The organism is Verrucomicrobium sp. BvORR106, from assembly GCF_000739655.1.
Classification (GTDB): domain Bacteria; phylum Verrucomicrobiota; class Verrucomicrobiia; order Verrucomicrobiales; family Verrucomicrobiaceae; genus Verrucomicrobium.
Genome location: NZ_BATR01000002.1, coordinates 62,647 through 87,539, shown reverse-complemented (window position 1 = coordinate 87,539; position 24,893 = coordinate 62,647). Strand labels below are relative to the sequence as shown.

General features: G+C 57.8%; 19 protein-coding genes. 11 read left to right on the top strand and 8 right to left on the bottom strand.

The window, feature by feature from the left end; all coding sequences use genetic code 11:
• The first annotated feature begins 109 nt into the window (after positions 1–109).
• Complete coding sequence (locus BV106_RS00420; protein ID WP_265595172.1) at positions 110–982, top strand: DUF6268 family outer membrane beta-barrel protein; 873 nt, start codon at positions 110–112, stop codon at positions 980–982.
• Positions 983–993: 11 nt separating this feature from the next.
• Here BV106_RS00420 and BV106_RS34830 read toward each other — a convergent pair whose 3' ends face one another.
• Positions 994–2,115, bottom strand: a complete 1,122-nt coding sequence (locus BV106_RS34830; RefSeq protein WP_051944598.1) for a D-alanyl-D-alanine carboxypeptidase family protein — start codon at positions 2,113–2,115, stop codon at positions 994–996.
• 21 nt (positions 2,116–2,136) lie between these two features.
• A complete protein-coding gene (locus BV106_RS00410) occupies positions 2,137–2,841 on the bottom strand; it encodes a type I 3-dehydroquinate dehydratase (protein WP_038158722.1) in 705 nt (234 codons plus the stop codon).
• 60 nt (positions 2,842–2,901) lie between these two features.
• On the opposite strand from BV106_RS00410, the gene BV106_RS00405 reads away from it, so the two are divergent.
• From BV106_RS00405 to BV106_RS34825, 10 genes are all read left to right on the top strand, one after another.
• The gene (locus tag BV106_RS00405; protein ID WP_038158720.1) at positions 2,902–4,299 is read left to right on the top strand and encodes a sugar transferase; all 1,398 of its coding nucleotides are present in this window, start codon (positions 2,902–2,904) and stop codon (positions 4,297–4,299) included.
• A gap of 171 nt (positions 4,300–4,470) precedes the next feature.
• Positions 4,471–5,424, top strand: coding sequence for a UDP-glucuronic acid decarboxylase family protein (locus tag BV106_RS00400; protein WP_038158717.1), 954 nt, complete (start codon positions 4,471–4,473; stop codon positions 5,422–5,424).
• A 123-nt stretch (positions 5,425–5,547) separates the two neighbouring features.
• On the top strand, positions 5,548–6,168 hold the full coding sequence (locus BV106_RS00395; protein ID WP_038158715.1) for an Amuc_1102 family pilus-like protein: 621 nt from the start codon (positions 5,548–5,550) through the stop codon (positions 6,166–6,168).
• Between the two features lie 91 nt (positions 6,169–6,259).
• The gene (locus tag BV106_RS00390; protein ID WP_038158713.1) at positions 6,260–8,017 is read left to right on the top strand and encodes an Amuc_1101 family PilM-like pilus complex protein; all 1,758 of its coding nucleotides are present in this window, start codon (positions 6,260–6,262) and stop codon (positions 8,015–8,017) included.
• Entirely contained in the window at positions 8,018–9,079 is a 1,062-nt protein-coding gene (locus tag BV106_RS00385) for an Amuc_1100 family pilus-like protein (protein WP_038158710.1), read from the top strand. It begins immediately after the preceding gene.
• A 48-nt stretch (positions 9,080–9,127) separates the two neighbouring features.
• The gene (locus BV106_RS00380) at positions 9,128–10,135 is read left to right on the top strand and encodes an Amuc_1099 family pilus-like system protein (protein WP_038158707.1); all 1,008 of its coding nucleotides are present in this window, start codon (positions 9,128–9,130) and stop codon (positions 10,133–10,135) included.
• A 160-nt stretch (positions 10,136–10,295) separates the two neighbouring features.
• Positions 10,296–12,749: an Amuc_1098 family type IV pilus outer membrane protein gene (locus BV106_RS00375; RefSeq protein WP_038158704.1), complete on the top strand. Its 2,454-nt coding sequence runs from the start codon at positions 10,296–10,298 to the stop codon at positions 12,747–12,749.
• 77 nt (positions 12,750–12,826) lie between these two features.
• Positions 12,827–13,423, top strand: coding sequence for a dephospho-CoA kinase (coaE, locus tag BV106_RS00370; protein ID WP_038158702.1), 597 nt, complete (start codon positions 12,827–12,829; stop codon positions 13,421–13,423).
• Positions 13,424–13,427: 4 nt separating this feature from the next.
• Positions 13,428–14,867, top strand: a complete 1,440-nt coding sequence (gene rho, locus BV106_RS00365; protein ID WP_038158699.1) for a transcription termination factor Rho — start codon at positions 13,428–13,430, stop codon at positions 14,865–14,867.
• A 2-nt stretch (positions 14,868–14,869) separates the two neighbouring features.
• A complete protein-coding gene (locus BV106_RS34825) occupies positions 14,870–16,015 on the top strand; it encodes a ribonuclease D (RefSeq protein WP_051944596.1) in 1,146 nt (381 codons plus the stop codon).
• 98 nt (positions 16,016–16,113) lie between these two features.
• Here the strand turns inward: BV106_RS34825 and BV106_RS00355 are convergent, their stop codons facing one another.
• From BV106_RS00355 to BV106_RS00330, 6 genes are all read right to left on the bottom strand, one after another.
• Complete coding sequence (locus BV106_RS00355) at positions 16,114–17,478, bottom strand: sigma-54 dependent transcriptional regulator (RefSeq protein ID WP_038158696.1); 1,365 nt, start codon at positions 17,476–17,478, stop codon at positions 16,114–16,116.
• 111 nt (positions 17,479–17,589) lie between these two features.
• Positions 17,590–20,043, bottom strand: a complete 2,454-nt coding sequence (locus BV106_RS00350) for an O-antigen ligase family protein (RefSeq protein WP_265595170.1) — start codon at positions 20,041–20,043, stop codon at positions 17,590–17,592.
• 8 nt (positions 20,044–20,051) lie between these two features.
• Positions 20,052–21,539: an MraY family glycosyltransferase gene (locus tag BV106_RS34820; RefSeq protein WP_081891395.1), complete on the bottom strand. Its 1,488-nt coding sequence runs from the start codon at positions 21,537–21,539 to the stop codon at positions 20,052–20,054.
• Between the two features lie 33 nt (positions 21,540–21,572).
• Positions 21,573–22,793 (bottom strand): glycosyltransferase family 4 protein, encoded by a 1,221-nt coding sequence (locus BV106_RS00340; RefSeq protein WP_038158690.1) that lies wholly within the window; start codon positions 22,791–22,793, stop codon positions 21,573–21,575.
• A gap of 18 nt (positions 22,794–22,811) precedes the next feature.
• Positions 22,812–23,801 carry an NAD-dependent epimerase/dehydratase family protein gene (locus tag BV106_RS00335; protein WP_038158687.1) on the bottom strand — a complete coding sequence of 330 codons (990 nt, stop codon included), beginning with the start codon at positions 23,799–23,801 and terminating at the stop codon, positions 22,812–22,814.
• A gap of 95 nt (positions 23,802–23,896) precedes the next feature.
• Positions 23,897–24,838: an acyltransferase family protein gene (locus BV106_RS00330; protein ID WP_265595169.1), complete on the bottom strand. Its 942-nt coding sequence runs from the start codon at positions 24,836–24,838 to the stop codon at positions 23,897–23,899.
• Between the last annotated feature and the right edge of the window lie 55 nt (positions 24,839–24,893).

Here is a 24,893-nt window from a genome sequence, read left to right as displayed (position 1 = left end):
AGTGAGTGAACGAGTTCACTCAACTTTGCTTTGAACTTTGGGGGCCCGGAAGATGATTCCGGGCTCCTTGCTTTTTGAGTACCTGCATCATTCCTTTCTTCCTCCCCCCATGAAGTCTGCCGCTTTCCTAGCCGCCATGTTCAGCCTCGTAATCGGGGCTGGCGTTCACGCGCAATCCTTGGAGCTGAATCCCGATGGCGCACGCATGGCAAGGTTTGACACGTGGTATGAGCCCTCGGCAGATGTGGAGCGTGGCGGCGAGGTGGAGTTCTTGCAGATCCGGCTGGGCTCACCGCTCTATGCCCATCGCTCAGGCGAGTACATCTGGGGCATCCGGGCCAGCTATGAATTCACCTCGCTGGATCTTTCCAATGATGTGCTGGCGGAGAGCGCCTTCCACCGCATGGATGTTGGTCCTGCCCTGGTTTATCTGCCAGAGGGCTCACCCTGGCGTGCCTTCGCGTTCGGAGGCGTTGGGCTGGCCACGGATTTCACGAAGGTGGACAGCGAGGATGTTATCTTCTCCTTGCTGGCGGCTGTGGGCTACAAGTTTTCGGACTCCTTCACGCTGCTGGCGGGAGGCTACTATTCCCAGGACTTTGGTGATGCGCAGATCTTTCCGGGCGTCGGTTTCATCTGGGACATCTCCGAGCGCTGGACCCTGTCGCTGCTGCCGCCTCGCGCCCGGCTTTCCTATGCGCCCAATGAATCCTGGCGTTTCGCCCTCGAAGGGTATCCCGATGGCGGTGGATGGAGTGTCGAGGCCGCCAACGGCAAACAATCCAGCCTGGAGCGCAAAGCCTGGCGTGCTGGGGTGCGGATCGAGCGCAAGATTGCGGACGATGGCTGGGCCTATGTGGGAGGTGGCTGGGCGTTTGGCAGGGAACTGCGTCTGGAGGAAGAGGACAGCGGCCGGCTGCTTCTCGAATCCGACGTGGAAGGCGGTGCCTTCTTCGCCGTCGGACTCAGCTTCGGATTCTAGACCTCGAATGACTACCCCTTGAGCGACCACTCAAGGAGCGACTGGGAATCCTTCCAGACGGACTGGGAGGTGTCGGAAAGCACGACCACAATGCGGCGGTGGTTGTCCTTCTCCCCGCTGGAGATGAGGCAATAGCCGGCAGCCTGCGCGTAGCCCGTCTTCATGCCATCGCAATAGGCGTAGTTCCGCAGCACCCGGTTGGTGTTTTCCAGATTGACCCAGCTCCCGTCGTTCTTTTTGAAGACGAAGGACTTGGTGCTGACCATCCGCCGGATGTCCGGCACGGCATCCACAGTCAAGGCCACGCGGGCCATGTCCCTGGCGGTGGAGTACTGTCCGTCGGCAGGCAGGCCGTGGGGATTGAGGAAACGACTGTCTTTCATTCCCAGCTCTGCAGCGCGGACGTTCATCTTTTTGACGAACTCGTCCATGGTGCCCGCATTGTCCCGCGCCAGGGCTTGGGCAATGTCGTTGGAGCTTTTCACCATCAGGGCGGTCAGCAACTGGCGGCGCGGATACTGTTCTCCCGCCTTGATGCCGAGCCGGACGGGGGCGCACTTGGTGTCGTCCGGCTCCACCGTGAGAATCTGGTCCAGATTACCGTCTTCCGTCAGCAGCAGTGCGGTGAGGAGCTTCTGCGTGCTGGCCACTGGGGCTTTGCGATCAGCGTTCTTTTCAAAGAGCACTTCACCCGTGCCGGCATCCACGACGATGACACGTTCAGCCTGCACCTTCGGAGCTGGGCCGCGGCGTTCCTTGCGCAGCGCGGCGTCTTGCTGCTGCCGGGCCTTTACGATCTCGGCGTCCAGGCTCAGCCGGAGTTGATGGAGCTCCTCGCGCTGCTTGGCCAGATCCGCTGCGGTATCGGCGAGCTGGCGTTCCTTGTCTGCCAAGGCCCGATCATGGGCGAGACTGGCTTCTTCCCGGGCCTGGATCTGCTTCTCCCGGGATTTGAGCGCGTCAACGGCGGTGTCCAGATGCCCGGCGTCGTTGCAGGCAGGCAGGGAAAGCGCCAGCAGGAGGGCAGTAAGCTGGGTCGCCCGCCAGACCGTCCAGGAACGGTGTGGTGCACCAGTGGCATGCGGGTGGTCAGAGGGTGAGGGGAGCTGGCTCGCGGAGGCTGTGCGGGTCATCAATAACAGAGGAGGGAATTTTTAGAGTTCCTGCAACAGTTCTTTCAACCTCCGGGCAGGCCACTGACCGGGGGCATTCGAACTGCCGAGGTAACCGTAATTGAGCACGCTGCCACATTTCGCAAGCACAAGCCGTGACGTCCGGCCAAGCGGCCCCATTCCCATGATGCTGACCGGCAGACGTTTCTCTGTGGCTGCCAGGGTGACCAGCCTCCCCAGATCCGCCGGGCTCTGCAGCATGGTGGCGATTTTCACGGCGTCGAAACGGAACTGCAGAGCCAGATCAACGGCGCCGCGCAGCACCTCATCCATCGGTGTGGAGTTGAAATCATGGAAGGAGCCAATGACGCCGACTCCCTTGGCCTGGGCCTTGCGGATGAGCGGCTGTAGCTCCATGGCGCTGCGAAGTTCCACATCCATCAACGTCGTCACATCCAAATGGGCCTCGAGCAGCGCACTTCTGGCATCCACACTCAAATCTTGCTCTCCCCCCTCAATTGGATGTCTCGCCGTGATGAGGATAGGTAGTGTAAGGTGCGCCGCGTGACCGTGAAGCTCCTCCAGCGGAAGCCGGATGGAATCCAGGCGGAGCTCCAAGACATCACATTCTTCAGAAATGAGACTGATCTGCGAAATCCCTTCCAGCGTGCTGGCAGAGCTGACAGCCCCCACGACGAGTGGGCGGGAGCTGGTGAACAGATTTTTGCTGGATGCCAGTTGTGCCATTATGGAATTTATTTAAATTGCTCTTAAATAGAATCTAAGCGAGAGTGCCGCCTTAAACCTATGCTTGGTCGCCGTCAGGAAATCAATCTTCAGCTCCATGAAGTTCTGGACTGCGTCCTGCTAGCAGTCTGTCTCTGGCTGGGGCACTGGCTGCGGGGCACTGTGGCACTCCAGATCTGGCCGACCTTGGACAAGATTCCGCCGTTCTCGGAGTTTTTCTGGCTGATGGCGGTGATCGCTCCGTTTACGCCGCTCATTTTGGAGTCACGAGGCTTCTATGACTATGTCCTCAACAAAACGCTGGGCGCAAGTCTCCGTCAGCTGCTGGGGGCGGGGGTGAGGATTGGGGTCATGGTGGGATTCTGCGAAATCTTCCTGAAGTGGGAAGTGCGCAGCCGCGCAGTGGTGGTGCTGGGTGCCTTGCTGGGAGTGGCGGCTTTGCTGATCCGGGAGGCGATGGTGCGCCGCGCGCTGCGGAAGAAGCTCGCTGCCGGTCATGCGGACAAGGAGCGGGTGCTGTTGGCGGGGTCGCCAGCCCAGGTGGAGGGGATCTTGAAGAGCCTGACCGACGACCAGCGGGCTGAACTGGAGGTGGTGGGGCACTATGAAGTGGCGTCGGAGCCTATTTCGAAACTGGTGGAACTGCTGCATGCCAAGTCCGTCTCACGGGTGATCTTCAGCGTGGATCACGTGTATTTCAGCCAGTTGGAGGAGGCGGTGCAGGCCTGCGAGACGGAGGGGGTGGAGGCGTGGCTCAGTGCTGACTTCCTCCAAACCACGATCGCCCGTCCGACCTTCGATATTCTGGGAGGCAAGCTTATGCTCGTCTTTCACACCACGCCCAAGATCTCCTGGTCACTGTGGATGAAGGATGTGATTGACCGGGTGTGTGCGTTCCTGCTGTTGGTGGCCACTTCGCCCCTGTGGTTGATCGCCATGGTGGGCATCAGGCTGTCTTCGCGCGGCCCGATCTTTTTCACGCAAGACCGGGCTGGCAGGCACGGGCAGCCCTTCAGCATGATTAAGTTCCGCACCATGACCTCGAATGCAGAAGCTGCTCAAGCCGAGCTGGCCAGGCAGAATGAGATGTCTGGACCGGTCTTCAAGCTCAAGGATGATCCCCGGGTCTTTCCCTTTGGCCGCTGGCTTCGCCGGATGAGCATCGATGAACTGCCCCAGCTCATCAACATTCTGAGAGGGGAGATGAGTCTGGTTGGTCCCCGGCCCTTGCCGGTGTACGAGATCCAAAAGATCGAAAAGCACGCCCAACGCCGCCGGTTGAGCGTCAAGCCAGGCTTGACCTGCCTGTGGCAGGTGATGGGCAGAAATCGCATCACGAGCTTTGAGGACTGGGTGGATCTTGACCTGAAATACATCGACAATTGGTCGCTCTGGCTGGACTTGAAGATCATGTTCAAGACCATTCCGGCCGTGCTGCGCGGGTCGGGCGCCCATTGAGGCGCGGGTGAAAATGTCGGGCAACCTGTCGATGGACAGGGTTTATCCCATCGATTTGGGAACGGGCGGCTGCCCAAACGGCAGACGCCATGCGTTTTGCCCACATATCACTTGCAAGCGAGGGGATTTGTCCCCTTACTCGCGCCCAATTTCCGCGTAGCCAGACCTTCTATGAGCATTAAGAAAACCGCCGTCGTCACCGGAGCCGCAGGCTTTTTGGGCTCCCATCTTTCGGATCGTCTCCTTGGTGAAGGGTACAAGGTGGTGGGGCTGGACAATCTGCTGACGGGCAACCTGCGGAACATTGCCCATCTGGGCAACAATCCCGATTTCGACTTCGTCCAGCACGACGTGACGAAATTCATCGATCTGCCCGGCCCGGTGAATCTGATTTTCCATTTTGCCTCCCCGGCCAGCCCGATTGATTACCTGCAACTCCCCATCCAGACGCTCAAGGTGGGCTCCCTTGGGACGCACAATGCCTTGGGACTAGCAAAGGCGAAGCAGGCAACCTTGCTCATGGCCTCCACTTCGGAGACCTACGGTGATCCGCTGGTGCATCCGCAAAAGGAAACCTACTGGGGCAATGTCAACCCGGTCGGGCCCCGTGGAGTCTATGACGAAGCCAAGCGCTTCGCAGAAGCCATGACGATGGGCTACCATCGTGCCCATGGCCTGGATACGAAGATCGTCCGCATCTTCAACACCTACGGGCCGCGCATGCGCCTGGAAGACGGTCGTGTGGTGCCTGCTTTCATTGGTCAGGCGCTGCAGGGGCAGCCACTGACCGTGTTCGGTGACGGCTCCCAGACCCGCAGTTTCTGTTATGTCAGCGATCTGATTGACGGCATTTTCCGCCTGTCCCAGAGCGACTACCATGAGCCTGTCAACATCGGCAACCCTGCCGAAATGACCGTGATTGAGTTCGCTGAAAAGATCCTCCGCATCACCGGCAGCGACTCGAAAATTGACTTCCGTCCGCTGCCTGTTGACGACCCGAAAGTGCGTCAGCCAGACATCACGCTCGCCCGGAAAATCCTTGGTTGGGAGCCCAAAGTGAGCTTCGAAGAAGGCATCGTAAATACCGTCGCCTATTTTAAGGACTTTCTTGCACTCAACGCTTGATGTCCTCAGCGGGAACCTGCTAGAAATGAGTAATTCTGCGATTAATCAGCCCTCCCTGACCGGTGTTTAACCGGCATGTGGAGGGAGATTCCGCGGACTCATTTCAAACCTTCCCGATCCTTCATGAGAATATCTACCGGACTTCTGGCTCTCGCTGCCATTTTGGCAATTCAGGTGACTGGCGCACAGGCGCAAGATGCTCCCACGGTGAAGGTGGATGTGAAGGATATGAAGGTGCAGCAGCAGCAGTCTCCCCAGATTTCTGCCAGCAACGTGACCGACAAGCGTTGGCGCCCCAAAAACTGGTTGGAAGTGGATCTGGCCTTCGAAGCCAAGAAGAACAATCTCCCGGGGGATCGCAGCCCCTTCATTGAGAGCCTGGAAGTGAAGTTCTACGTGGCGCTCAACAAACAGGATGCTACTGGCAAATACATCCTTCTGACCTCCAGCACAACGTTCCTGAACGTGATGTCCAAAGAAGTCAGCCATGCCATGGTGTTCGCCCCGCCGCAGGCGCTGAGCCGCCTCCTCGAAAAAACAGAGTTCGCCACCGCAGATGCCAAAGCTTGGGGTGTGGAAATCAATCACAATGGCCAGCTTGTCGGCGGCTTCTCCTCTCAAGGGGGCAAGTTCTGGGAGGCTGGTGCGGAAAAATTTGCCGTGACCGATGGTGTGCTTCTTCCCAAGGCAAAGACCCCTTTCGCGGTTCTGTGGGGTGACTACGACCTCGAAAGCAAGCAGTAATCTTTTTCACAAGGTGCAGTGATCGATTGCCCTGGGCCAAACTTGGTGCCGGGCAATCTCAAGCGGCTCAACCCGGTCTAAATACAAAGCAATGGCGGATAGCAGTTTTGCAGTTCTCAATCTGGGCTCTCAACGCGTTGGAGGCGCAGTTTTTAGCAAGGCACGAAACGGTGACTTGATTCTCAAGGCCTTCGATTTCGCGGAAATGCACGGTGACCCCAGCGTCGAGGCAACCCGCCTTCCACAGCTGCGAATCGCCGTTCTGGAGCTTGCTGATAAACTGAAGTTGAAGGGCAAAACGGTGTGGTATGCCATCCCTGGGCATTCCGTTTTCACCCGGTTCGTGAAGCTTCCTCCGTTCGACACGGACAAGGCCGATCAGATCGTCGAGTTCGAAGCCCGTCAAAACGTGCCTTTCCCGATCAATGAAGTGATCTGGGACTACGAGTTCATCGGTGATGAAGGAGGGTCCGAGCGTGAAGTGGCACTGGTGGCGATCAAGGCCGACGCCCTGAACGACGTGAACGACCAGGTCGAATCCGCTGGCATCAAGGTGGCTGGTGTGGATCTCGCCCCTCTGGCTGCCTACAACGCCTTCCGCTACGCCTATCCCGATGTTGAGGAATCCGCCCTGATCATCGACCTGGGAGCCCGCTCCACCAACTTGGTGTTCGTCGAAGGCTCCCGCGTGTTCACTCGCAACATTCTCGTGGGTGGCAGCACCCTGACGGGCAATATTGGCAAGGAACTGGGAATGAACTTCGGTGACGCAGAGGAGCAGAAGCGCTCCCGCGGGTACGTTGCTCCCGGTGGTGCCTATGAACCCAATGAGGACGAGGTGGTGGACGCGATGGCGAAGATCATGCGCAACACCATGACCCGCCTTCATGGCGAGATCGTGCGTACCATCAACTACTACCGCGGCCAGCAGGGCGGGGCTCCTCCCCGGCGCTTCTTCCTCAGTGGTGGCGGTGCGCAGGCGGCTCTGGCCGTCGAGTTCTTCCATGAGAAATTCAATCTGCCAGTAGAGATTTTCAACCCTCTGCGTGGCGTTCAGGTGGACTCCCGGGTGAACCGGGCGCTGGCCGATGACAACGCTTCAAGCATGGCGGAACTGGTCGGCTTGGGGCTGCGTCAATCCGGTGCCTGCCCTGTCGAAGTGGAGCTTCTGCCAGACTCGGTCTCCAGCGCTCGCGACTCCGCGAGACGTGCGCCGTTCCTCCTGATGGCCACTGCCTGTTTGTTTGCCGCTCTCGGCGTTGGGGTGTTCTACTTCAATCGCGCCAAGCTGGCAGTCGACAATCATCTCTCCTCCGCAGACAAGGAGTACGGTGAACTGGACCGGGATGACAAACTGATCAAAGACTACGACAAGCAGCTTACGCTCCTTCAAGGGCAGAGTGGTCAGCTTGAGCAGGCCGTCAATGACCGCAGCTACTGGTCTCATCTGCTCAACATGCTGAACAGCAAGTTCGAGAATGACTTCATTTGGTTGACCCAGATTGAGGTGTTGAAAAACGGTGGTGCCATGACCCCTTCATTGGGTGGTGCAACGGCTGCTGCCGCAACGCCTCCACCGGGGCTCGCCGCCAACAATGCTTCGGCCCTACAAGCTGCAGCTGCGGAGCCTCAGTACCAGCTTCGTCTCCAGGGTCTCTACCGGAAAAACGACAGTGGTCAGGAAGTGGTTTACAAGTACTACAACGACCTGAAAACCGTCACGGATCTGTTTTCAGCACCCCCCGCGGAAGAGAAACCCGAAGTTGAGGCTGGTCTCGAAGAAGACCGCTATGCCTACACCTTCAAGTTTCGCCTGCCTCTCGTAAAAGGAATGAAATTCGACAAGTAAATGAATTGGATCAAAGAAAACAAATCACTGGCGGCCATTCTGGGTGTGATGATTACCGGGGCTATTGCCTTGGCAGCGCTGCTCTTCATGTCCTACACGGCCTACAACGAATCCGTTGAAAAGTGGAAGACCACCAGCGAGAACGTCAAACGCCTCAAGTCAGCCAAACTCTATCCGGACACCACCAATGTGGCGGCCAAGGAGAAGATGGTTTCTGAGTACGCTGACAAGGTGAACTTGCTGCGTGCCACGTTGTTGGATTCCAAAGTCCAGCAAGCGGTGAAGCCGATCTCTGAAACGGAGTTTCAGGCAAAGCTCAAAGAGCGCGCCAACACCGTAAAGCGCTTGGCCGAAGGTTCACAGGTTCTGTTGCCTGCGGACTTCGCACTGGGATTCGATGAGTACACCGGTTCTCTTCCTCGCACGCCGGAAGTGGCTGCTGATCTGAACGTCCATCTGGATGTGATGGAAAAGCTCATCACTGCATTGATCCAGTCAGGCGTGAAGTCAGTGGATTTGCTGGAGCGTACCAAACTGCCCAATGAGAAGGCCGTTGTGGCAGCTCCAGTGGTCGCTCCAAAGTCTACCAAGGCCAAGAACGCCAACACGAAGAACAAGAACAAGACCATTATCACAGCTGCCGCTGCTGCTGAACCGGTGCTGGACCGCTATCCGATCAAGCTGATGGTGACCACGGATCAGGGGCCTTTCCAGAACCTGATCAATGCCCTGGCCAATCCCAGCAAACTGCCACACTTCCTCGTGGTGCGCCAACTGCGGGTGGAGAACGAAAAACTGGACGGCCCCCTGAAGTCAGAGATCCGGATTTCTCGTGACACGGTTTCCACGGAAACGACCGCTGCGCCCGCCGCGGCTCCTAGCGGGGCTCCTGCTGGCACCCAAGTGATCGTTCCTCCCAAGGCTTCCCCCAAGGATGCCATCACGATCATGGGTGAGGAAAAGCTGAAGCTGTACCTGGAAGTTGACTACATCCGCTTCCGTCCGGCTGCTGAAGTCGAAGAGACTGCCGCCCCAGCTACAACCGCCGCCGTCGCCAACTGATCGGAGATTTCCGGCTGTCATTGAATCACCTGCCAATTTTCCGACATCATGCAAAAGGGAAAAAGCAACTACGAACGCATCATCCTGATCCTCGCGGCCCTGGTTGCCGTGGGATTGAGTGCCTGGCTCATCTTCATGAGCCTCAGCTTCTCCTCCTCTGTGGAAACGTCCACGCCCAAAAAGGGCGCGGAACTGGGGGCGGCCCCCATCAAGAGTGTTGAAGATGCCATCACTCGTGCCATCACCGACCCGAAACCTTGGGTCGCTCCGGTCCGTGCCAACAAGCCAGTGCCATTGAACAAGTCAGTGCTGCTGGTTCTGAAGGACGAACAGACTTACGACCTCTTTCTGGACGACCCTCAGCTTCGTCCGCCGATGTCGAACGTCTTCATCCGGAACAACGAACTGGAGTTTCTCTCGCCGAATGTGGGGGATCTGGATCCTGACAACGACGGTTTCTCCAATGTGGAGGAATTCTCCGCGAAGCCAGCGTCCACCAACCCCAAGGACCCCCAGTCCCACCCGCCCATCACCGACAAACTGTTCATGGTGCAGCGGATCTCCAACGACTACCGGATTACGCTTCGTTCTCCCTCCACACCCCACCAGGTGGCGACTCCAGACGACAAGCGCAAAAACTGGTTCGTGGATCCTAACGCGATGGACCCCAGCGGTCAGCCTGACTTGAAGTCCCGGAGCTTCGGTAAAGATGGCAGCCGGTTCAAGGCCGTGAAGTTCGAGCGCAAGGCCATCCCGGACCCGACCGTGGGTGAGCGTGACGTGTCTGAATTGACGGTCGAAGATATTGTACGTGGCAACACTTTGGTGCTGGTGATGGGCAAGGAACAGAATCTGGCGGACTACGAAGTGAAGTTCCAGTTCCGACTCAAAGTAGTGGCGGAGATTCCGCCGGTAAAGAAGGGGGGCACGTTCCGGATTCCCGGACACGAGAGCACCACCTATAAAGTTATCGACATCCTGGAAGACAGCGCTGTGATCTCACCTCTCAAAGCCGACGGCACCCCCGATGGCGAGTTGGTGGTCAAAAAGGGCTGATGCAACAGGGGTTCTCTTTCAACGATTTTTTAAAAATTGAACTCGCCAACGAACGCCCGATTTGAATAAACTCCGCCGAACACAATTATACGGCTCTCAACACTCCCTAATGACACGCATCAACCGATCACAGCCTATGAAGCAAACCGCGTATGTATGTATGACCCTTGCACTCTGCTCCGGCGCGGGATTTGCCGGCAGCCAGGGTGGCCCCAGTGGCTCCGCGTCTGGCATTGCCCAGCGTGAGCTGGCCCGTCGTGAGGCCCGGGTCCAAGAGGCGCAGGCGGCCATGGAGCGCGGAGACAAGCTTTTCGCTGAAGGCGACTACGAAGGCGCGCTCAACGAGTACAAGGCCGCTCTGGACTTGCTGCCCGACGCACCGATGACCGCCTCCCTCCGGGATGCCGCAACGGCTCGCTATTGCGATGCTGCTGTCGAACTGGCCCGGGAGCGGGCTGAAAACGGCCGCTATGCTGAAGCCAAGGCTCTCCTGAACGACGCTCTGGCCCGCAACCCTGACCACGCCAAAGCCAAGAAGCTGCTCGTGCAACTGGATGATCCGGTTCGCTATGAGCCCGCTCTGACCCCCGAACACGTCAAGAACGTGGGTGAGGTGGAGCGTCATCTGCAGATGGGCTACAGCTACTACAACATCGGCGACTACGATGCTGCCATCCGTACTTTCCAGGATGCGCTTCGCATCGACAAGTATAACAGCGCCGCCCGTCGTGGCATGGAGCGCGCTGAGCAGAAGCGTTCCGAGTACTTTGATACCGCTCGCGATCACCAGCGCGCCAAGATGCTCAACGCGGTGAACGCAGGCTGGGAAGACCAGGTGCCTGTCGTGCTCACGCAGACCGCTGCCGACCCCTTCATTGGTGGTGCCGATGGTTCCCGCTACTACACGGAAAAGATGCAGCGCATCATTTTCCCTGCAGTGCAGTTCCAGGGTGCCAGCATTGAGGAAGCCATTGAGTTCATGCGCATCAAGAGCCGTGACTTTGACACGGTGGAGCGCGACCCAAGCCGCAAAGGTGTGAACCTGATCTTGAAGGCGGGCTCAGTCCCCTCCACAGCTCAGATCAGCCTTGACCTCAAGGATGTGCCGATGGTGGAAGCCCTCCGCTACATCACCGAACTGGCTGGGATGAAGTACAAGATCGAGCCCTTCGCCGTGGTGGTCGTTCCGCTTTCGGACGTGGGTACTGAGCAGTACACCCGCAACTACAAAGTTCCCCCGTCGTTCCTGAGCCTCGGCCAGGAAGGTGGTGGCGGTGCCGCTGCGGCGGCTCCTGCTGATCCGTTCGCTGCAGGTGGTGGTGGAGCTGCTCCGGCGCTCAGCCGCAAGCCGACGGCCCTTGAAATCCTCAAGGCCCAGGGTATTCAGTTCCCGGAAGGGTCTTCCGCGGTGTTCGTGGCTGCCACGTCCCAGCTTATCGTTCGCAACACGCAGCCCAACCTCGACCAGGTTGAAGCTTTCGTGGAAAGCATGACGAAGCAGGTTCCTCAGCAGATCTACATCACCACGAAGTTCGTGGAAGTCAGCCAGAAGAACACCGACGAATTGGGCTTTGACTGGCTTGTTGGGGGCTTCGACATCGGCGGCCGCGCTTTTGGTTCCGGTGGTACGACAGGCAACTCCTCCAACGGCCCGGTGAGTTCAACGAACTATCCGTTCAGCCAGAGTGGCGTTCCGATCGGTCAGAACCCGATCACATCCGGTCTCCGTTCCGGCACCTCCGCTATCGCTGCTGACTCGATTGACGGCCTGATCTCCGGCCAGAGCTTGGTCTCCAGCGCTGCTCCTGGTGTCTTCGCCCTTGCTGGCGTCTTCACCGACCCTCAATTCCAGGTGGTCATCCGGGCTCTCAGCCAGAAAAAGGGTGTGGACCTCATGAGCGCTCCCAGCGTGACGACCCGTTCGGGTCAACGTGCTACGGTGGAAGTGATTCGTGAATTCATCTACCCGACGGAGTTCGATCCGCCGCAGATTCCGCAGAACTTCGGTGCTAGCGCCACGTTGGGTGGCGGAGTTGGCGTGGGTTCCACGGCAGCTTTCCCGGTAACTCCGACGACTCCGACCGCGTTTGAAATGCGTCCGGTGGGTGTTCGCATGGAAGTTGACCCGGTCATCGGTCCGGATGGCTACACCATCGACCTCAACCTGGCTCCTGAAGTGACCGAGTTTGAAGGCTTCATCAACTACGGCAGCCCGATCAACACGGCTTCCACGGATGCCCTTGGTAACCCGACCACGGTGACGCTGACGGAAAACCGTATTGAGCAGCCGGTGTTCTCCACCCGCAAAGTCACGACTGCCGTGACGGTGTGGGATGGTCAGACCGTTGCCATGGGTGGTTTGATCCGCGAAGACGTCCAGGACGTTGAGGACAAAGTGCCGATCCTTGGTGACATCCCGATCATCGGTCGCCTCTTCCAGAGCAAGGCTGAAGATCACTTCAAGCGCAACCTCATGATCTTCGTGACGGCCAAGCTGATCGATCCTTCGGGCGAGCCGATCCGTAAACCCGCTCCCACCCCTGTTGCTCCCACGGCTCCGCCGACTGTGAGCATCGACGGTGGCCCGGGATTGGTGCCAGCCATCAACCCCTAATCGGGTGAGGGTCGTCTAGACCGCAATATCTTCGCAGGGCGGACTGGGAAACCAGTCCGCCCTCGCTATTTTATAGAATGCAGATCTGGATCGTAACGGGCGGTGCCGCCTCGGGGAAATCAACGTTTTGTCGTCTCCTTGCGGAGCTGTCTCCCCGAGTGGTGCTCTTCTCGAGTGATGAGGCCGTACATCAGATCTATCAGACACCTGACTTGGCGGCTGCCCTAGCGGGCGTGCTCGATCCATCTGTCGTTGGCGCGGACGGGTTGATCTCGCGAGCAGCGCTGCGCGACCTGGCGTTTAGGGACCCGGATGTGCGGGAGAAACTTGAGAAATTCCTTCACCCTCAAGTATATAAGAAGCTTTCGGACCTCGTTCAGCAATCGCGTGAAGCCGGAAAGGCGCAAGTTTTGATTGCGGAAGTGCCTTTGTTCTACGAATCTGCCTCAGACTTTCCTGCTGATGCGGTCATCGTCGTCGCTTCTGAAGCCAGAGTGCAGCACGATCGAATGACGGGAGAACGTGGACTGAACGCTGACACCGCTCAACGCATTCTCGACATCCAGTGGCCGCTTCGGCGCAAACTGGAGCTCGCGGACAAAGTCGTCTGGAACGAGGGTTCATCTGAACTCCTGCGTTCTCAGGCCCAGCTCCTCTTGCAACAACTCGTATAGCCAGATGCATAGTGAAGAAAACCCGGTCGCTGTCTCCGCAGACGCCCCAGAGGGCGCCCTCGTGAATGAGACGCTGATCGCTGAAGCCAGCGCACCCGAAACGGCAATCTCTCCGGCAACCGGAGCAAGTTCTGCCCCCGAGAATGCAGGGGCACCCGTTGAGGAAAAGACGCCGATTCCTTTCCCAGAGGTTGTGACCATCAACGAGCTGCAGGCAAGCACGCTTGGGGCGCTCCAGGCACAGGCTGCAACGCTTGGCTGGAGAGTCATTGGGAGCCGCACCAAGCATCAGCTGGTGGTTGAGTTGCTCAGCTGGATGCTGCAGCACGGCACCCGCGCGGAAGTGGAAGGTTTCCTGGAAATGCAGCAGGAGAGCTTCGGCCTCATCCGCTTTCCCCTGTACAATTTCGCTCCGCTGCCGGAGGACATCTTTGTCCCTATTTTTGTGATCCGGAAGTTCAATCTCCGGCCCGGTCAGAAGATCAAGGCTACCATCAAGGTGCCGCGGGAGAAGGAGAAGTATCTCGCTATGGACCGGATCCTGGAAGTGGAGGGCAAACCGGTGGATGACTGGCAGCAACCTGCTGATTTCGACAAGCTGACGGCGACCTTCCCGTCCCAGCGAATCATTCTGGAGACGCCCAAGAACCCGGCGGTGAGTGCTCGCATGGTGGACATCATCGCTCCCCTTGGCAAAGGCCAGCGCGCATTGATTTGTGCCTCGCCACGCTCGGGCAAGACGATGCTGCTCAAAGACATCGCCCGGTCCATCACCGTGAATCATCCGGAGGTGACCCTCATCATCCTCCTGCTGGATGAGCGGCCTGAGGAGGTCACTGATTTCGAGGAGAGTGTGCAGACAGAGATCTACAGTTCCACTTTTGATGAGAGCCCCAAGAGGCATTCACAGGTCGCGGAACTGGTGCTTGAACGTGCCAAACGTCTGGTAGAGCTCGGCAAGGATGTGGTGATCCTGCTGGATAGCATCACTCGCCTGGCGCGAGGCTACAATGCCCTTCAGGGTGGTAAAGGCCGGACCATGTCTGGTGGGATCGATGCCAAAGCCTTGATGAAGCCCAAGAAGTTCTTCGGTGCGGCGAGAAAGGTGGAGGAAGGCGGCAGCCTTACCATTGTGGCGACGGCCCTCGTCGAGACCGAGAGCCGGATGGACGAGGTGATCTTTGAAGAGTTCAAGGGCACAGGGAACATGGAGGTGAATCTTGATCGCGAGATTGCCGAACGTCGCATTTTCCCGGCGATCCACGTGCTCAAGTCAGGCACGCGCCGTGATGAGCTGCTGTATCACCCTGACGAGTTCAAACGGATCTCCGTGATCCGCAAACAGCTCGCCAGCGTTCCTGCCTACGAGGCCGTTGAATTTCTCCTCAAAAACATCGAGCGAAGCAAAAGCAATGCAGAGCTGTTGTTGTCCGGACTGCGCTGAACATGATTTCCTCATCCGCTGAGCCAACTATTGGTCGGGACTACTATTGGATCGACACCGAAGAGCAGTTGAGGGGGCTTGCTGCGGATCTCAATGCCCTGATCACCCGAGGTGAGGTGACTCGCGTCTACCTTGATACGGAGGCAGACAGCCTGCACCACTTTCAGGAGAAGCTGTGTCTCATCCAGCTTGCTGCCAATGGCATTTATGCCCTGATTGATCCGCTGGTTCTTTCCGACCTGAGCCCTTTGCTGGAAGTGGTGGACAATGCGGAGGTGTGGTTTCACAGCGCAGACTATGATTTGACGCTGCTGAAGCGCACTTGCAACTGGACCCCGTCCCGCCTCAAGGACACCCAGGTGGCCGCCAGGCTGACCGGGCATCGCACCTTTGGGCTGGCGGCCCTGGTGGAGCAGCACTGCGGTGTGACGCTCTGCAAGAGCTCTCAAAAGGAGGACTGGAGCCTCCGCCCACTGCCTGCGAAAATGCAGGCGTACGCGGTCGATGATGTCCGTTATCTGGGACGTCTCGTGGATATTTTCATGTCTGACTTGGTGACGAAGAACCGGGTAGACTGGTTTGAGCAGAGCTGTGAGTCCCTGCGTCGCGAGGTGCTTTCGCGTCAGGAAAAGGACCGCGATGAAGCTTGGCGCATTAGCGGCTCCGGGCGACTGCGACCCGCTGGGCTGGCCATCCTGAGAGAGGTCTGGAACTGGCGTGACGGCATCGCTCGTGAAAAGGACGTGCCTCCTTTCCGGGTGCTGAACAACCAGCAGATGCTGGCCATGGCGACGGAATTCGAATCTTCGGGTACAGCTCACCATCCACCGAGATGGCGCGGACGGTGGAAGGAGACTTTCGAGGCGGCGGTGTCGCGCGTGAAGAATTCTGATCCGGCGAACTGGCCGGAGCGGCCCAAGAAGCATGCCCGCCGAATGACGGACCAGGACCGGGCCAAGATCGACCGGCTCTGTCAGGCGCGGGATCGCAAGGCGGAAGGCCTCGGTCTTGAGACCTCTCTCCTGGGCTCACGAGGTCTAATGGAAGATCTGGTGCTGAATCCAGATGGAGAAGCTAGAAACAAGCTCATGGTCTGGCAGCGCGAGGTTCTCCAAGATGTGCTGGCTGTAGAAGAATTAACGTTCTAAAGACTCGACGCTGCAATGCAGGTGTCAGCTTCAAGACACAAAAAACGCCTCTTTTCAGAGGCGCTTTTTTGTGTCTTGAAGCTGACGGGGAGAAGAGACTAAGACGTGGTTTTGCGTTCCACGTTGAGTTCCATTTTCCGATAAAGGGTGGCGATGCTGACGCCGAGCATGCTGGCTGTTTTTTCCCGGCTGCCGTTGTTGAATTTCAGGGTCTCGGCAATGAACAGCTTTTCCTGGCCGCGGATGAACTCATCCAGCGTACTGCCGATGGGCAGGCGCTGTTTGCCCTCGCCACTGGCGGGGTCGAGAGGGGCTTCGACTTTCTGAGTGACCTTGGCAGGCAGGTCGCTGGGTTTGATGGCGTCACCCTCAGCCAAGGCGCAGGCGCGCTCGACGGCGTTGCGCAGTTCGCTGATGTTTCCTGGCCAGGGGTATTTCTCGAGGAATTCCTCGGCAAATGCCTCCATCCTTTTCATCCCCCGACCAGAGCGCAGTGCCTGTTCTCTCAGGAAATGCTCCACGAGCAGAGCGATGTCTTCACGGCGCTCACGGAGTGGCGGCACGATGATCGGCACCACGGAGAGCTTGTAATAGAGATCCTCACGGAACTTTCCATCGCGAATGGAATCTTCCAAGTGGGCCGTGGTGGAAGTGATGAGGCGGAAGTTAAATCCTGAACCATTGTACATGGTCTGGGAGGAGACTTGGGCCTGCTCCAAAAAGCCATTGAGCTGCGCCTGGATGCGCATGGGCATCTGGTGAATTTCGGCGATATGGATGGTGCCACCACGGGTGCGGGCAAAGATGCTGTTTTGCGGAGAACCGTGGCCGAAAAGTTCTGATTCCAGGAGGTCCGGCGGCAATGCGCTGCACTGGATCGCCTTGAACGGACCTGAGCTGCGCCGGCTGCTTTCGTGCAGAGCACGGGCAATCAACTGCTTGCCCACACCAAACTCACCCTCAAGCAGTACCGGGCTGTCGTTGTCGGCGACCCGCTGGACAATGCTGAGAATCTTCTGAATGGGGGCGCTGCCGCCAACCAATCGAGACCCATTGGCTGCGGAGGGCGGGGCGGCTTGGTAGGTGGTGGCTGCCGCTGCGCTCTTCTGCCCCAAGGCCTGCTCTATGGTGCGCTTGAGGTCGGCGAGGTCGAAGGGTTTTGTGAGATAATCATAAGCACCCAATCGCATGGCTTCGACAGCCGTTTCGACGCTGCCGTGGCCAGTCACCATGATGATGGCAGTGCTGGCGGATTCTGCGCGGGTGTGCTTGATGATTTCCAGCCCGTCGATATCGCCGATACGAAGATCCACAATCACCAGATCAGGCCGACTGTCTCTGATGCTGGTCAAGCCAGCCATTCCGGTCTGGCATTGGATCACCTCATGTCCCAAGCCGCGGCAAAACTTGGCCATCAGCTCTAGTATGGACGCCTCGTCGTCAATGATTACCACTTTTGCCATGTTAGGAAGAAAGATTGGGAAGGAGAGTTTACAGAAATTTAACTGAGGTTAATCAGAGTACTCCTTTAGGTCAATCGTTTACTTCTCGAAAATGAGAATATTAAGTGGTATTCAAGGCTCCGTCGAGCGCGTTCGATAGGATAAAAGGGAATCCCAAGCTCGGGAGTAGTCTCCCTTCTCAGCCAACCGTACGGCATATTCGTACGCGGCACTGACAGGTGCATTAGGGATACGTGTCACGTCCCGGAGGGTTGTGAAAGCCTCTGCTTCGAGGCCCTGCTGTCGCTGGACTTGGTAGAGAGCGAGCCCCCGCAAAGAGTCATTGGGGTTTTGCAGGAATCCCCGGGTGAGTTGCCCGAGATCCCGCCCCTCACTTGTGGTGGGAAGAGAGGGTTGTCTCATGTGCTTAAAGCCCAGTTCACAAGCTTCACGAAACTTGCCTTCGCCTGCCCAGTGTCGACCAAGCACAATCCAGCCACTGGTGCTCCAGCTGGGATTGTGCTGGAGTTCGCGAATGAGCTGGGACTTGTCACCACCACTGTACCACAGTTCAAAGAGGGACAGCTTTTGGGCTGGGGTGAAGTTGTCGAGGCTTGGGTGACGGTCGAGCAGCTCCCGCAGTGCAACTTGGAAGTCACTCCCTGAGGCTCGTTCCAGATAGATCAGTCGGAGTTTGGGGTCCTCCGCCATCGCTCGTAGTGGTTCACGCAGATCTGGATAGCGATGAACGTTGTTGGCGATTTGTTTATAGTATTCCGCGGCATTGCGAGGGTCCCGGCGGATCGCCTCGCGCAGGGCGGGAATGGCCTGGAGTGGGGCATGCTCAAGCCAGAGCTGCGCCTCATCCATGCAGAAATTGGGGGAGTTTGGTTCCAACGCCCGCGCCCGCGAGAAATCGTCCATCACCATTTGGTGAGGACGGCCGATCCGAAGTGAAACTGCTGCCCGCAAATAGTAGGCGTCCCATCGCATGGGCTGGATGGAGATGACTTTGTTCAATGCCGCGAGGGCATCCGCGTCATTTCCGGTCCGGGTGAGTGCCTTCGCCGTTTCCAACTGTTTCTTTGCACTGAAGGTGCCAGGAAGCAGCGTTTCACCGCCCGCGACGGTGAGCCAGGCAAAGCCGCAAAACAGACAGATCCCACTGGCGGTGTAGCGTAAGATGGGGACAGAGACATTGGCGGCCAGACGCTTCCCTGGGTGCCAGGCCAGCCCAGCGAGCAGCGCGCCGAAGGTGGCAAGCCCAATCGTATGAAGCGGCGTATCCACAAACCCTTGAAGAAAGAGCAAGGCGACCCCGATGCCGGCAGCAGCCCGCAGGCGCCGGTCCCGACGTCCGCTGCCATCCGATTTCTTCCATCTACCAAAACCCCGCCAGATGAAATAACCTGCGGCAAGCGCCGCGACGAGAGTCAGAAGCCCCCCTTCAATGCCCAGCCAGAGCCAGTCACTTTCCGGGTGGGCGGTGCGGGTGATGATGTAATCCTCAGCAGCCTCCCTGTGGAGAGCGTACACTGGTTCAAAATTTCCCAGGCCGACTCCCAAAAGAGGGGCTTGGGGAATGAGCGCCATGGACTGTTGAAAGATCTTGATCCTGCCGTCATTGCTCAGGGTGGAGACAATGCCTTCGGAACCGGTGAATCGCTCAAGTATGCGCTGACCGTAGATGAGGAACACCGTGGCGAGAATCAGAAGCAGGGAGATTGATACGGCGAAACGTTTTGCAGAGCGTGCTGCGTGCGTACCCGACATCATCCACAAACCCAGGCCGGCAAAAAACAACACCACCCCGGTACGGGAAGTATTGGCGAGGATGGCCCCGAACATGGGAAGAATGGCAAGCGCGAAGACTGGCCACGACCAGCGTTTGCGGTGATAAGCATCGTGAGTGCAGGCAAAGGCCAGCACTGCGCCGGCGGCAAGCAGTCCAGAGAAGTTGTTCCGGTTGGTAAACGGGCCGTAGTACTCGATGCGCTCCGCGCCCTGCCAGAAAATCACTTCATAGTCACCGTAATGCACGACAAGGCTCGCGATGGCGATGCCTGCTATGCCCAGAACCAGCAATTGCAACAACGTCCGCCTTTCGGGTTCATCGAATCCTCTGGTAATGCAGACACTGAGCCATAGCGTGCCGACAGCAAGAAGCAGTACACCTTGAAGTGTGATCCACGGTTGAGCTGATCTGGTGGCAGGCATGACGATGCCAAAGGCGTCCCGCAAGGTCCCTCGCCATTCCGGAAGACTCGAGTCGCCGATGGGGAAGAGACCACACACGGCAAAAAACAGCATCAGGAGCAGCGGTGCGCCGACGGAAAGCGGCAATCTAAAGCGAGGGGGAGCGGCAAAGACAGCTGCGCCTGCGACCACCGCGGAGAGTCCGATGGCTTCTGGGGAACGATTGCCGCAGATGGAGATGGCCAGGAGTGGGACTGAGATCAGCAGCAGCAACGCCCACCAAGGAGTTGGGGCGACAGGCGGGATGGCTTTGGCCGCCTGTGAATTCTCCTCCTCGTCTTCCTCAATAGGGCGACGCTTAGCCTGCGGAATGCGTTGTCTTTTAAGCACCGGCTGTACTAGGGGGTGGAGTTCACTTTTGTCGAAGCAGGGGGCAGGGCCTCTATCGAATCTGCTCTTGGCGCAAACTCAATACCGGCAAGGCGGCCCCATCTCTCGGTGGCGAGATTGAGTGCAGGAATGAGCTGATCCGCCTTGGCTACCCAGCGGTCGGCCATGTCGGTGTCATCCGGCACATAGAGGCGGCACGTCAGGTCGGTGATGAGGGAGAATTCCACGGATCGAAATCCTGTTTCGGGCGCGAGCTTTACACCGATGCGCTCTGTGCCCAGACGGAAGAGCATGAGGAACTCATCCGCTTCCATCGACCTTTCGGCCTCCCACTCCAAAACCTTGCCATAGGCCGCAGTGTAGAGCATGTCCCGGCGTCGATTGAGGGCCTCTCTAAACTGGGCCCGTACTTCCCGCCAGCTGCGAACGTAGCCGAGGTAGCGGGCTGCTCCCAACCCAAGGAGGAACAAGGCCGCCGTAGCGATCGGAAGAGAAAGCCCACGGTTCCAGAACAGACTGATGCCAAAAAGGCTGAGCACCAGGCAAACCGTGTAAAGCGCAATGAGAGCCTTGGCCTTGCTGAAGCCAAGCAACATGAGCCGGTGGTGAATGTGCTGTGCGTCGGCGCGAAAGATGGGCACACCACGGAGGAGCCGGCGGATAATGGCAAACAGCGTGTCAAGGATTGGCACACCAAGAGCGATAATCACCACCAGTAGGGAAGCGATGATCGTCCCCTTGTTGGAGGAAAGGAGGGAGACCGAGGCCACGAAGAAGCCAATGAGGTAGGCTCCTCCATCCCCGAGGAAGATGCGGGCTGGCGGCAGATTGAAGACCAAAAAGCCCATGAGGGCCCCACTCATGACCACGGAGATGAGCACGACGTCTGGCATCCTGGCAAAGTGCCCAATAAACGCGAGTGTCAAACTGAGGAACAGACCAAAGCCTGTGGCCAGGCCGTCCATCCCATCGATGAGATTGATGATGTTGGGGATGGAAATGAGCCAGAGCAGGGTGATTGGCAGGCCCCACCATCCCAGAACAATTTGACCATCACCGAACGGGTTGGACAAGTTGTCGATCGAAATCCCAAGAGCGTACAGGATGCATGCGGCTCCGATCTGACCGACCAGCTTGACTCGCGCTCCCAGGGGGCGCAGATCATCGGCGAATCCCACCGAAAAAATGAGCAGATTGGTGAGAATGATCGGCCACCATTGAGCGAAGAAGTCAGGAAGCCACCATGTTGCAAACGCGAAACCCAGGCAGAGCGCTACGAAGACGGGAAGGCCACCCAAGCGGGGCACCGGGGTTGCATGCAGCTTCCGATGTTGATCCGGATGATCCATGCCAATGCCAGACTTCTGGCGGATGATGAGCCAGGTGCCGATGGCACTGACCAAGATGGCGCCTGAAAAGACAAGCCACATCATCAGCGAAGGCACCCGTGGTAAAGGCACTCCAATGTCAACAATGCTCAAACTGGGGGAGGTCATTGAAGAAGAATCAAAAATCAGGATTAAGCAGACCTAGTTGGCTCCCGCCGCCACGTTGATGCGTGCCACCAATTCGTTCTGCAGTTTCTCTGCCGAAAAATCTTGAGCCAACGACTGCAATTTCGAGACAGGAAGCGCCATGCGGGCATCGCGGCAATGGCGAATTGCCCGGACGGTGCTTTCCACATCGCCATGCCTGACACCGTGACCCAGGGATTCATCTCCGATCCTGGCCACCAGATCACCAAGGTGAGAGTCCGAAGGACCCGAGAACAGAAAGGGAATGCCCAGGCGCAGGACATTGTAAACCTTGCAGGGATGAACGATTCCAACAAAAGGATCTCCCATGGAAACCAGATGCAGATCGGCCGAGGACAACGATCCAGCCACAGCTTCAAGCGGCTGGTAGGGCAGGAACTGGAAATTCCTCAGCTGATGAGTTTGAACGAAGTTCTTCGCACCGGGCAACCCGCCGCCGCCGCCAATGAAGACGAACTGTATGTCGGATTCGTCTGCCAAGGTCCGGGCGGCTTCGAGAACGGTCTGGAGAGGATGGCAGGGACTGTGATTGCCCGAGTACATGACGACGAACTTTCCAGTCAATCCGTGTCGTTCGCGAAACGCCATTCTTGCTTCAGGGTCAAAGCGAACGGCATCGTCATGTGACCATGGGGGAGCCGTGAAGATGGCTCTGGGATCGATCCCCTTTCCGACTAGCCGTTTTTCCATGAACCGATCAAGCGCCACCACGAGACTGGCGCGCTTGAAACTCCATGTCACCAGGTAATCCAGAACTCGTTCTGGGACGGAGCCCTTCCGCAGGATTCCCGCGGCGACAGCTTCATCAGGGTTGAGGTCCATGACCCAGTGGGCCAGAGGAGTCCTCCGGATGACGCCCGCCAGTCCCCCCAATGTGGACACCATGGGAGGTGAAGTGAGGCAGATGATGAGATCTGGCCGCGGAACGGTGAGAAGTCTGGAGGCGGCGTTGCACCAGAAACTGAGGGAGTCCAAGATCCGGCGGAGGATGCTCTTTTTGCCCAATCCCAGACTCGATATCCGGGTGATGTGGATGTCTTTCCACACTTCAGATGCAGGGTACAACACCTCGGGCCGGTCATAGGAGCGCCTGGCAGAGAGCGCCCACACTTCATGACCAGCTTCACGGAGGCCCAGTGCCAGATCTGTAAGATGCTGGGCGGTGGATGCGTGGTCCGGGTAGAAGCACTGATTGAGCAGGAGGATTCTCGCCATGGATCAATTGCGAACAGTTCAGTAAACAAGGGTGCCGGAGCGCATCTGGTCGTAGATCCAGGCGTACGTTTTTTCCAGGCCGTCGCGCAGCCGGGTGGACGGCTCCCAGTTGAACACCTGCTTGATCAGAGTGTTGTCACTACTGCGGCCTGCCACACCCTTGGGGGCGGAGAGGTTGTAATTTCGCTGGAGTTTGATGCCAGCGATCTCCTCTACGATGTCCACGAGCTGGTTGATGGAAACCATCTCGGCGCTGCCGATGTTAATGGGTTCAACGAAATCGCTGTTCAGAAGCGTTTGCGTGCCCCACAGGCAGTCATCGATGTACATGAAACTGCGGGTTTGGTTGCCGTCCCCCCAAATTTCGATGTCAGTGAGGTTGTTGAGCTTTGCGTCAACCACCTTGCGGCAAATGGCGGCAGGAGCCTTCTCACGACCGCCGGCGAAGGTGCCGTGTGGTCCATAGACGTTGTGATAACGGGCCACACGGGTGTGGATGCCAAAGTCTTCCCTGAAATGGCGGCACATTCTTTCGCTAAAGAGCTTTTCCCAGCCATATCCGTCTTCCGGCATTCCAGGGTAGGCATCGGCCTCCTTGAGAGCAGGAATATCGGGCCGAAGCTGCTTTTCGGCATTGTAGACGCAGGCCGAGGAGGCGTAGAAGTAGCGCTCCACTCCGTGCTCACGGCAGGCCACGAGGAGATGGGTGTTGATCAAAACACTCAGCATGCAGAGAGCCTTGTTGTTCTCAATGAAACCCATTCCGCCCATATCGGCGGCGAGATTGTAAACCGTGTGGGCTCCTGCGACCGACTTCAGGCAGGCCTCCTTCTCAGCGAGATCAAGCTGCAGATTCTCGACGTCGTCGAAGCGCTGATACCACTGGTCCACAGGTTTGAGGTCCACTGCACGAAGTTGAGTGTGCCCCTGACGGCGAAGATCGGCAATCAGGTGCCCGCCGATGAATCCGCCGGCGCCGCAGACAGTGATGAGGGATGTGGAGCTCATGTAGGTAGAAGAGAGAGTTGATTGAGAAGGGGGGGAAGGAGGTGCAGATCGAAGGCTGTTCAGATATTGCAAAAGAGACACGGCTCAATCCCGTCCTATGGCAAGCGTGCAGCTGGCAACAGACGTTTTAGCGTATGACCGTAGATCAATGCGAGGAGGGCCGTGACCACGACTGCAATGGCGATACCCGAAGGAAAGTAGCTTCGAGGTAGCCACTTCCACTCGATGACGACACTGTGGATGGTGTAGATCTCAAGGGAGTGCTGCGCCACAAAAGCTGCACAGGCTGACAGTCCTGGAACGTGTTTCAGAGGAGCGAAGATCCGCCCCGGAAGTCCAGCGGCCACTACCAGGAGACCTCCTATTCCGCCGAGACCCAGAATCACGGCAAACCACGACCAGTTTCCAGTGAGAGCCGCTTGGAGTTTCACGGCGAAGTACAAAACAATCATTGCAAGAGCCGTACAGGGAAGAAGCCACCCGGGCTTGCGCCAGATGGAGGTATTGGCAAGGAGGGTTCCCGCAAGCACCAAGGAAAGAAAGAGGAGGAAGTAAATGCTTCCTGAGACATCTGACAGCATGCGGGGTGTTGGTTCCGTCCAACTTAAGGCCAGGAAGGCGCTGAAGAGTCCGAGGCAGAATGCGCTGCGGGTCGCAAGATTGGGGCGGCAGCGCTCAATGAAGAAAAGCAGAATGTAGGCAGGAACGATCCATGTGATGTAAGTGAAACGCGTAGGCCAGAACAGAAGGCGCACGACATCATGAATCGTGCTATTGAAAGTCAGCCATCCAGCAGTGAGGCCGAGAGTGAGCGTCACCAGCCACACGGTGGGATAGATGCGAAGCAGACGTCGTTGCAAATAGGGAACGATGCCTGTTGCCCGGCGAGAAAGACTGAGGGATACCCGGTATCCCGAAAGCACAAAAAACATGGCATTGCCAAGAAGGCCGTCACCAGCCAGCCAAGGCCGAAGATGAAACTCTTCTAGATGAGAGTTGAAAACAAGCGCCATGGCCAACAAAAACAGCCATTGCATGCCGTCGTCATCCTTAGGGGGAGCTGCCTTGGAAATCAGCTCGCTCTCAGAGAGG

Excerpts from the sequence above, each read along its gene's own strand:
- BV106_RS00390 (WP_038158713.1), top strand. The coding sequence starts at position 6,260 with ATGGCGGATAGCAGTTTTGCAGTTCTCAATCTGGGCTCTCAACGCGTT.
- BV106_RS00395 (WP_038158715.1), top strand. The coding sequence starts at position 5,548 with ATGAGAATATCTACCGGACTTCTGGCTCTCGCTGCCATTTTGGCAATT.
- BV106_RS00400 (WP_038158717.1), top strand. The coding sequence starts at position 4,471 with ATGAGCATTAAGAAAACCGCCGTCGTCACCGGAGCCGCAGGCTTTTTG.
- BV106_RS00355 (WP_038158696.1), bottom strand. The coding sequence starts at position 17,478 with ATGGCAAAAGTGGTAATCATTGACGACGAGGCGTCCATACTAGAGCTG.
- BV106_RS00330 (WP_265595169.1), bottom strand. The coding sequence starts at position 24,838 with ATGCAATGGCTGTTTTTGTTGGCCATGGCGCTTGTTTTCAACTCTCAT.
- rho (WP_038158699.1), top strand. The coding sequence starts at position 13,428 with ATGCATAGTGAAGAAAACCCGGTCGCTGTCTCCGCAGACGCCCCAGAG.
- BV106_RS00420 (WP_265595172.1), top strand. The coding sequence starts at position 110 with ATGAAGTCTGCCGCTTTCCTAGCCGCCATGTTCAGCCTCGTAATCGGG.
- BV106_RS00335 (WP_038158687.1), bottom strand. The coding sequence starts at position 23,801 with ATGAGCTCCACATCCCTCATCACTGTCTGCGGCGCCGGCGGATTCATC.
- BV106_RS00375 (WP_038158704.1), top strand. The coding sequence starts at position 10,296 with ATGACCCTTGCACTCTGCTCCGGCGCGGGATTTGCCGGCAGCCAGGGT.
- BV106_RS00380 (WP_038158707.1), top strand. The coding sequence starts at position 9,128 with ATGCAAAAGGGAAAAAGCAACTACGAACGCATCATCCTGATCCTCGCG.
- BV106_RS34825 (WP_051944596.1), top strand. The coding sequence starts at position 14,870 with ATGATTTCCTCATCCGCTGAGCCAACTATTGGTCGGGACTACTATTGG.
- BV106_RS34820 (WP_081891395.1), bottom strand. The coding sequence starts at position 21,539 with ATGACCTCCCCCAGTTTGAGCATTGTTGACATTGGAGTGCCTTTACCA.
- BV106_RS00385 (WP_038158710.1), top strand. The coding sequence starts at position 8,018 with ATGAATTGGATCAAAGAAAACAAATCACTGGCGGCCATTCTGGGTGTG.
- BV106_RS00340 (WP_038158690.1), bottom strand. The coding sequence starts at position 22,793 with ATGGCGAGAATCCTCCTGCTCAATCAGTGCTTCTACCCGGACCACGCA.
- BV106_RS00410 (WP_038158722.1), bottom strand. The coding sequence starts at position 2,841 with ATGGCACAACTGGCATCCAGCAAAAATCTGTTCACCAGCTCCCGCCCA.
- coaE (WP_038158702.1), top strand. The coding sequence starts at position 12,827 with ATGCAGATCTGGATCGTAACGGGCGGTGCCGCCTCGGGGAAATCAACG.
- BV106_RS34830 (WP_051944598.1), bottom strand. The coding sequence starts at position 2,115 with ATGACCCGCACAGCCTCCGCGAGCCAGCTCCCCTCACCCTCTGACCAC.
- BV106_RS00405 (WP_038158720.1), top strand. The coding sequence starts at position 2,902 with ATGCTTGGTCGCCGTCAGGAAATCAATCTTCAGCTCCATGAAGTTCTG.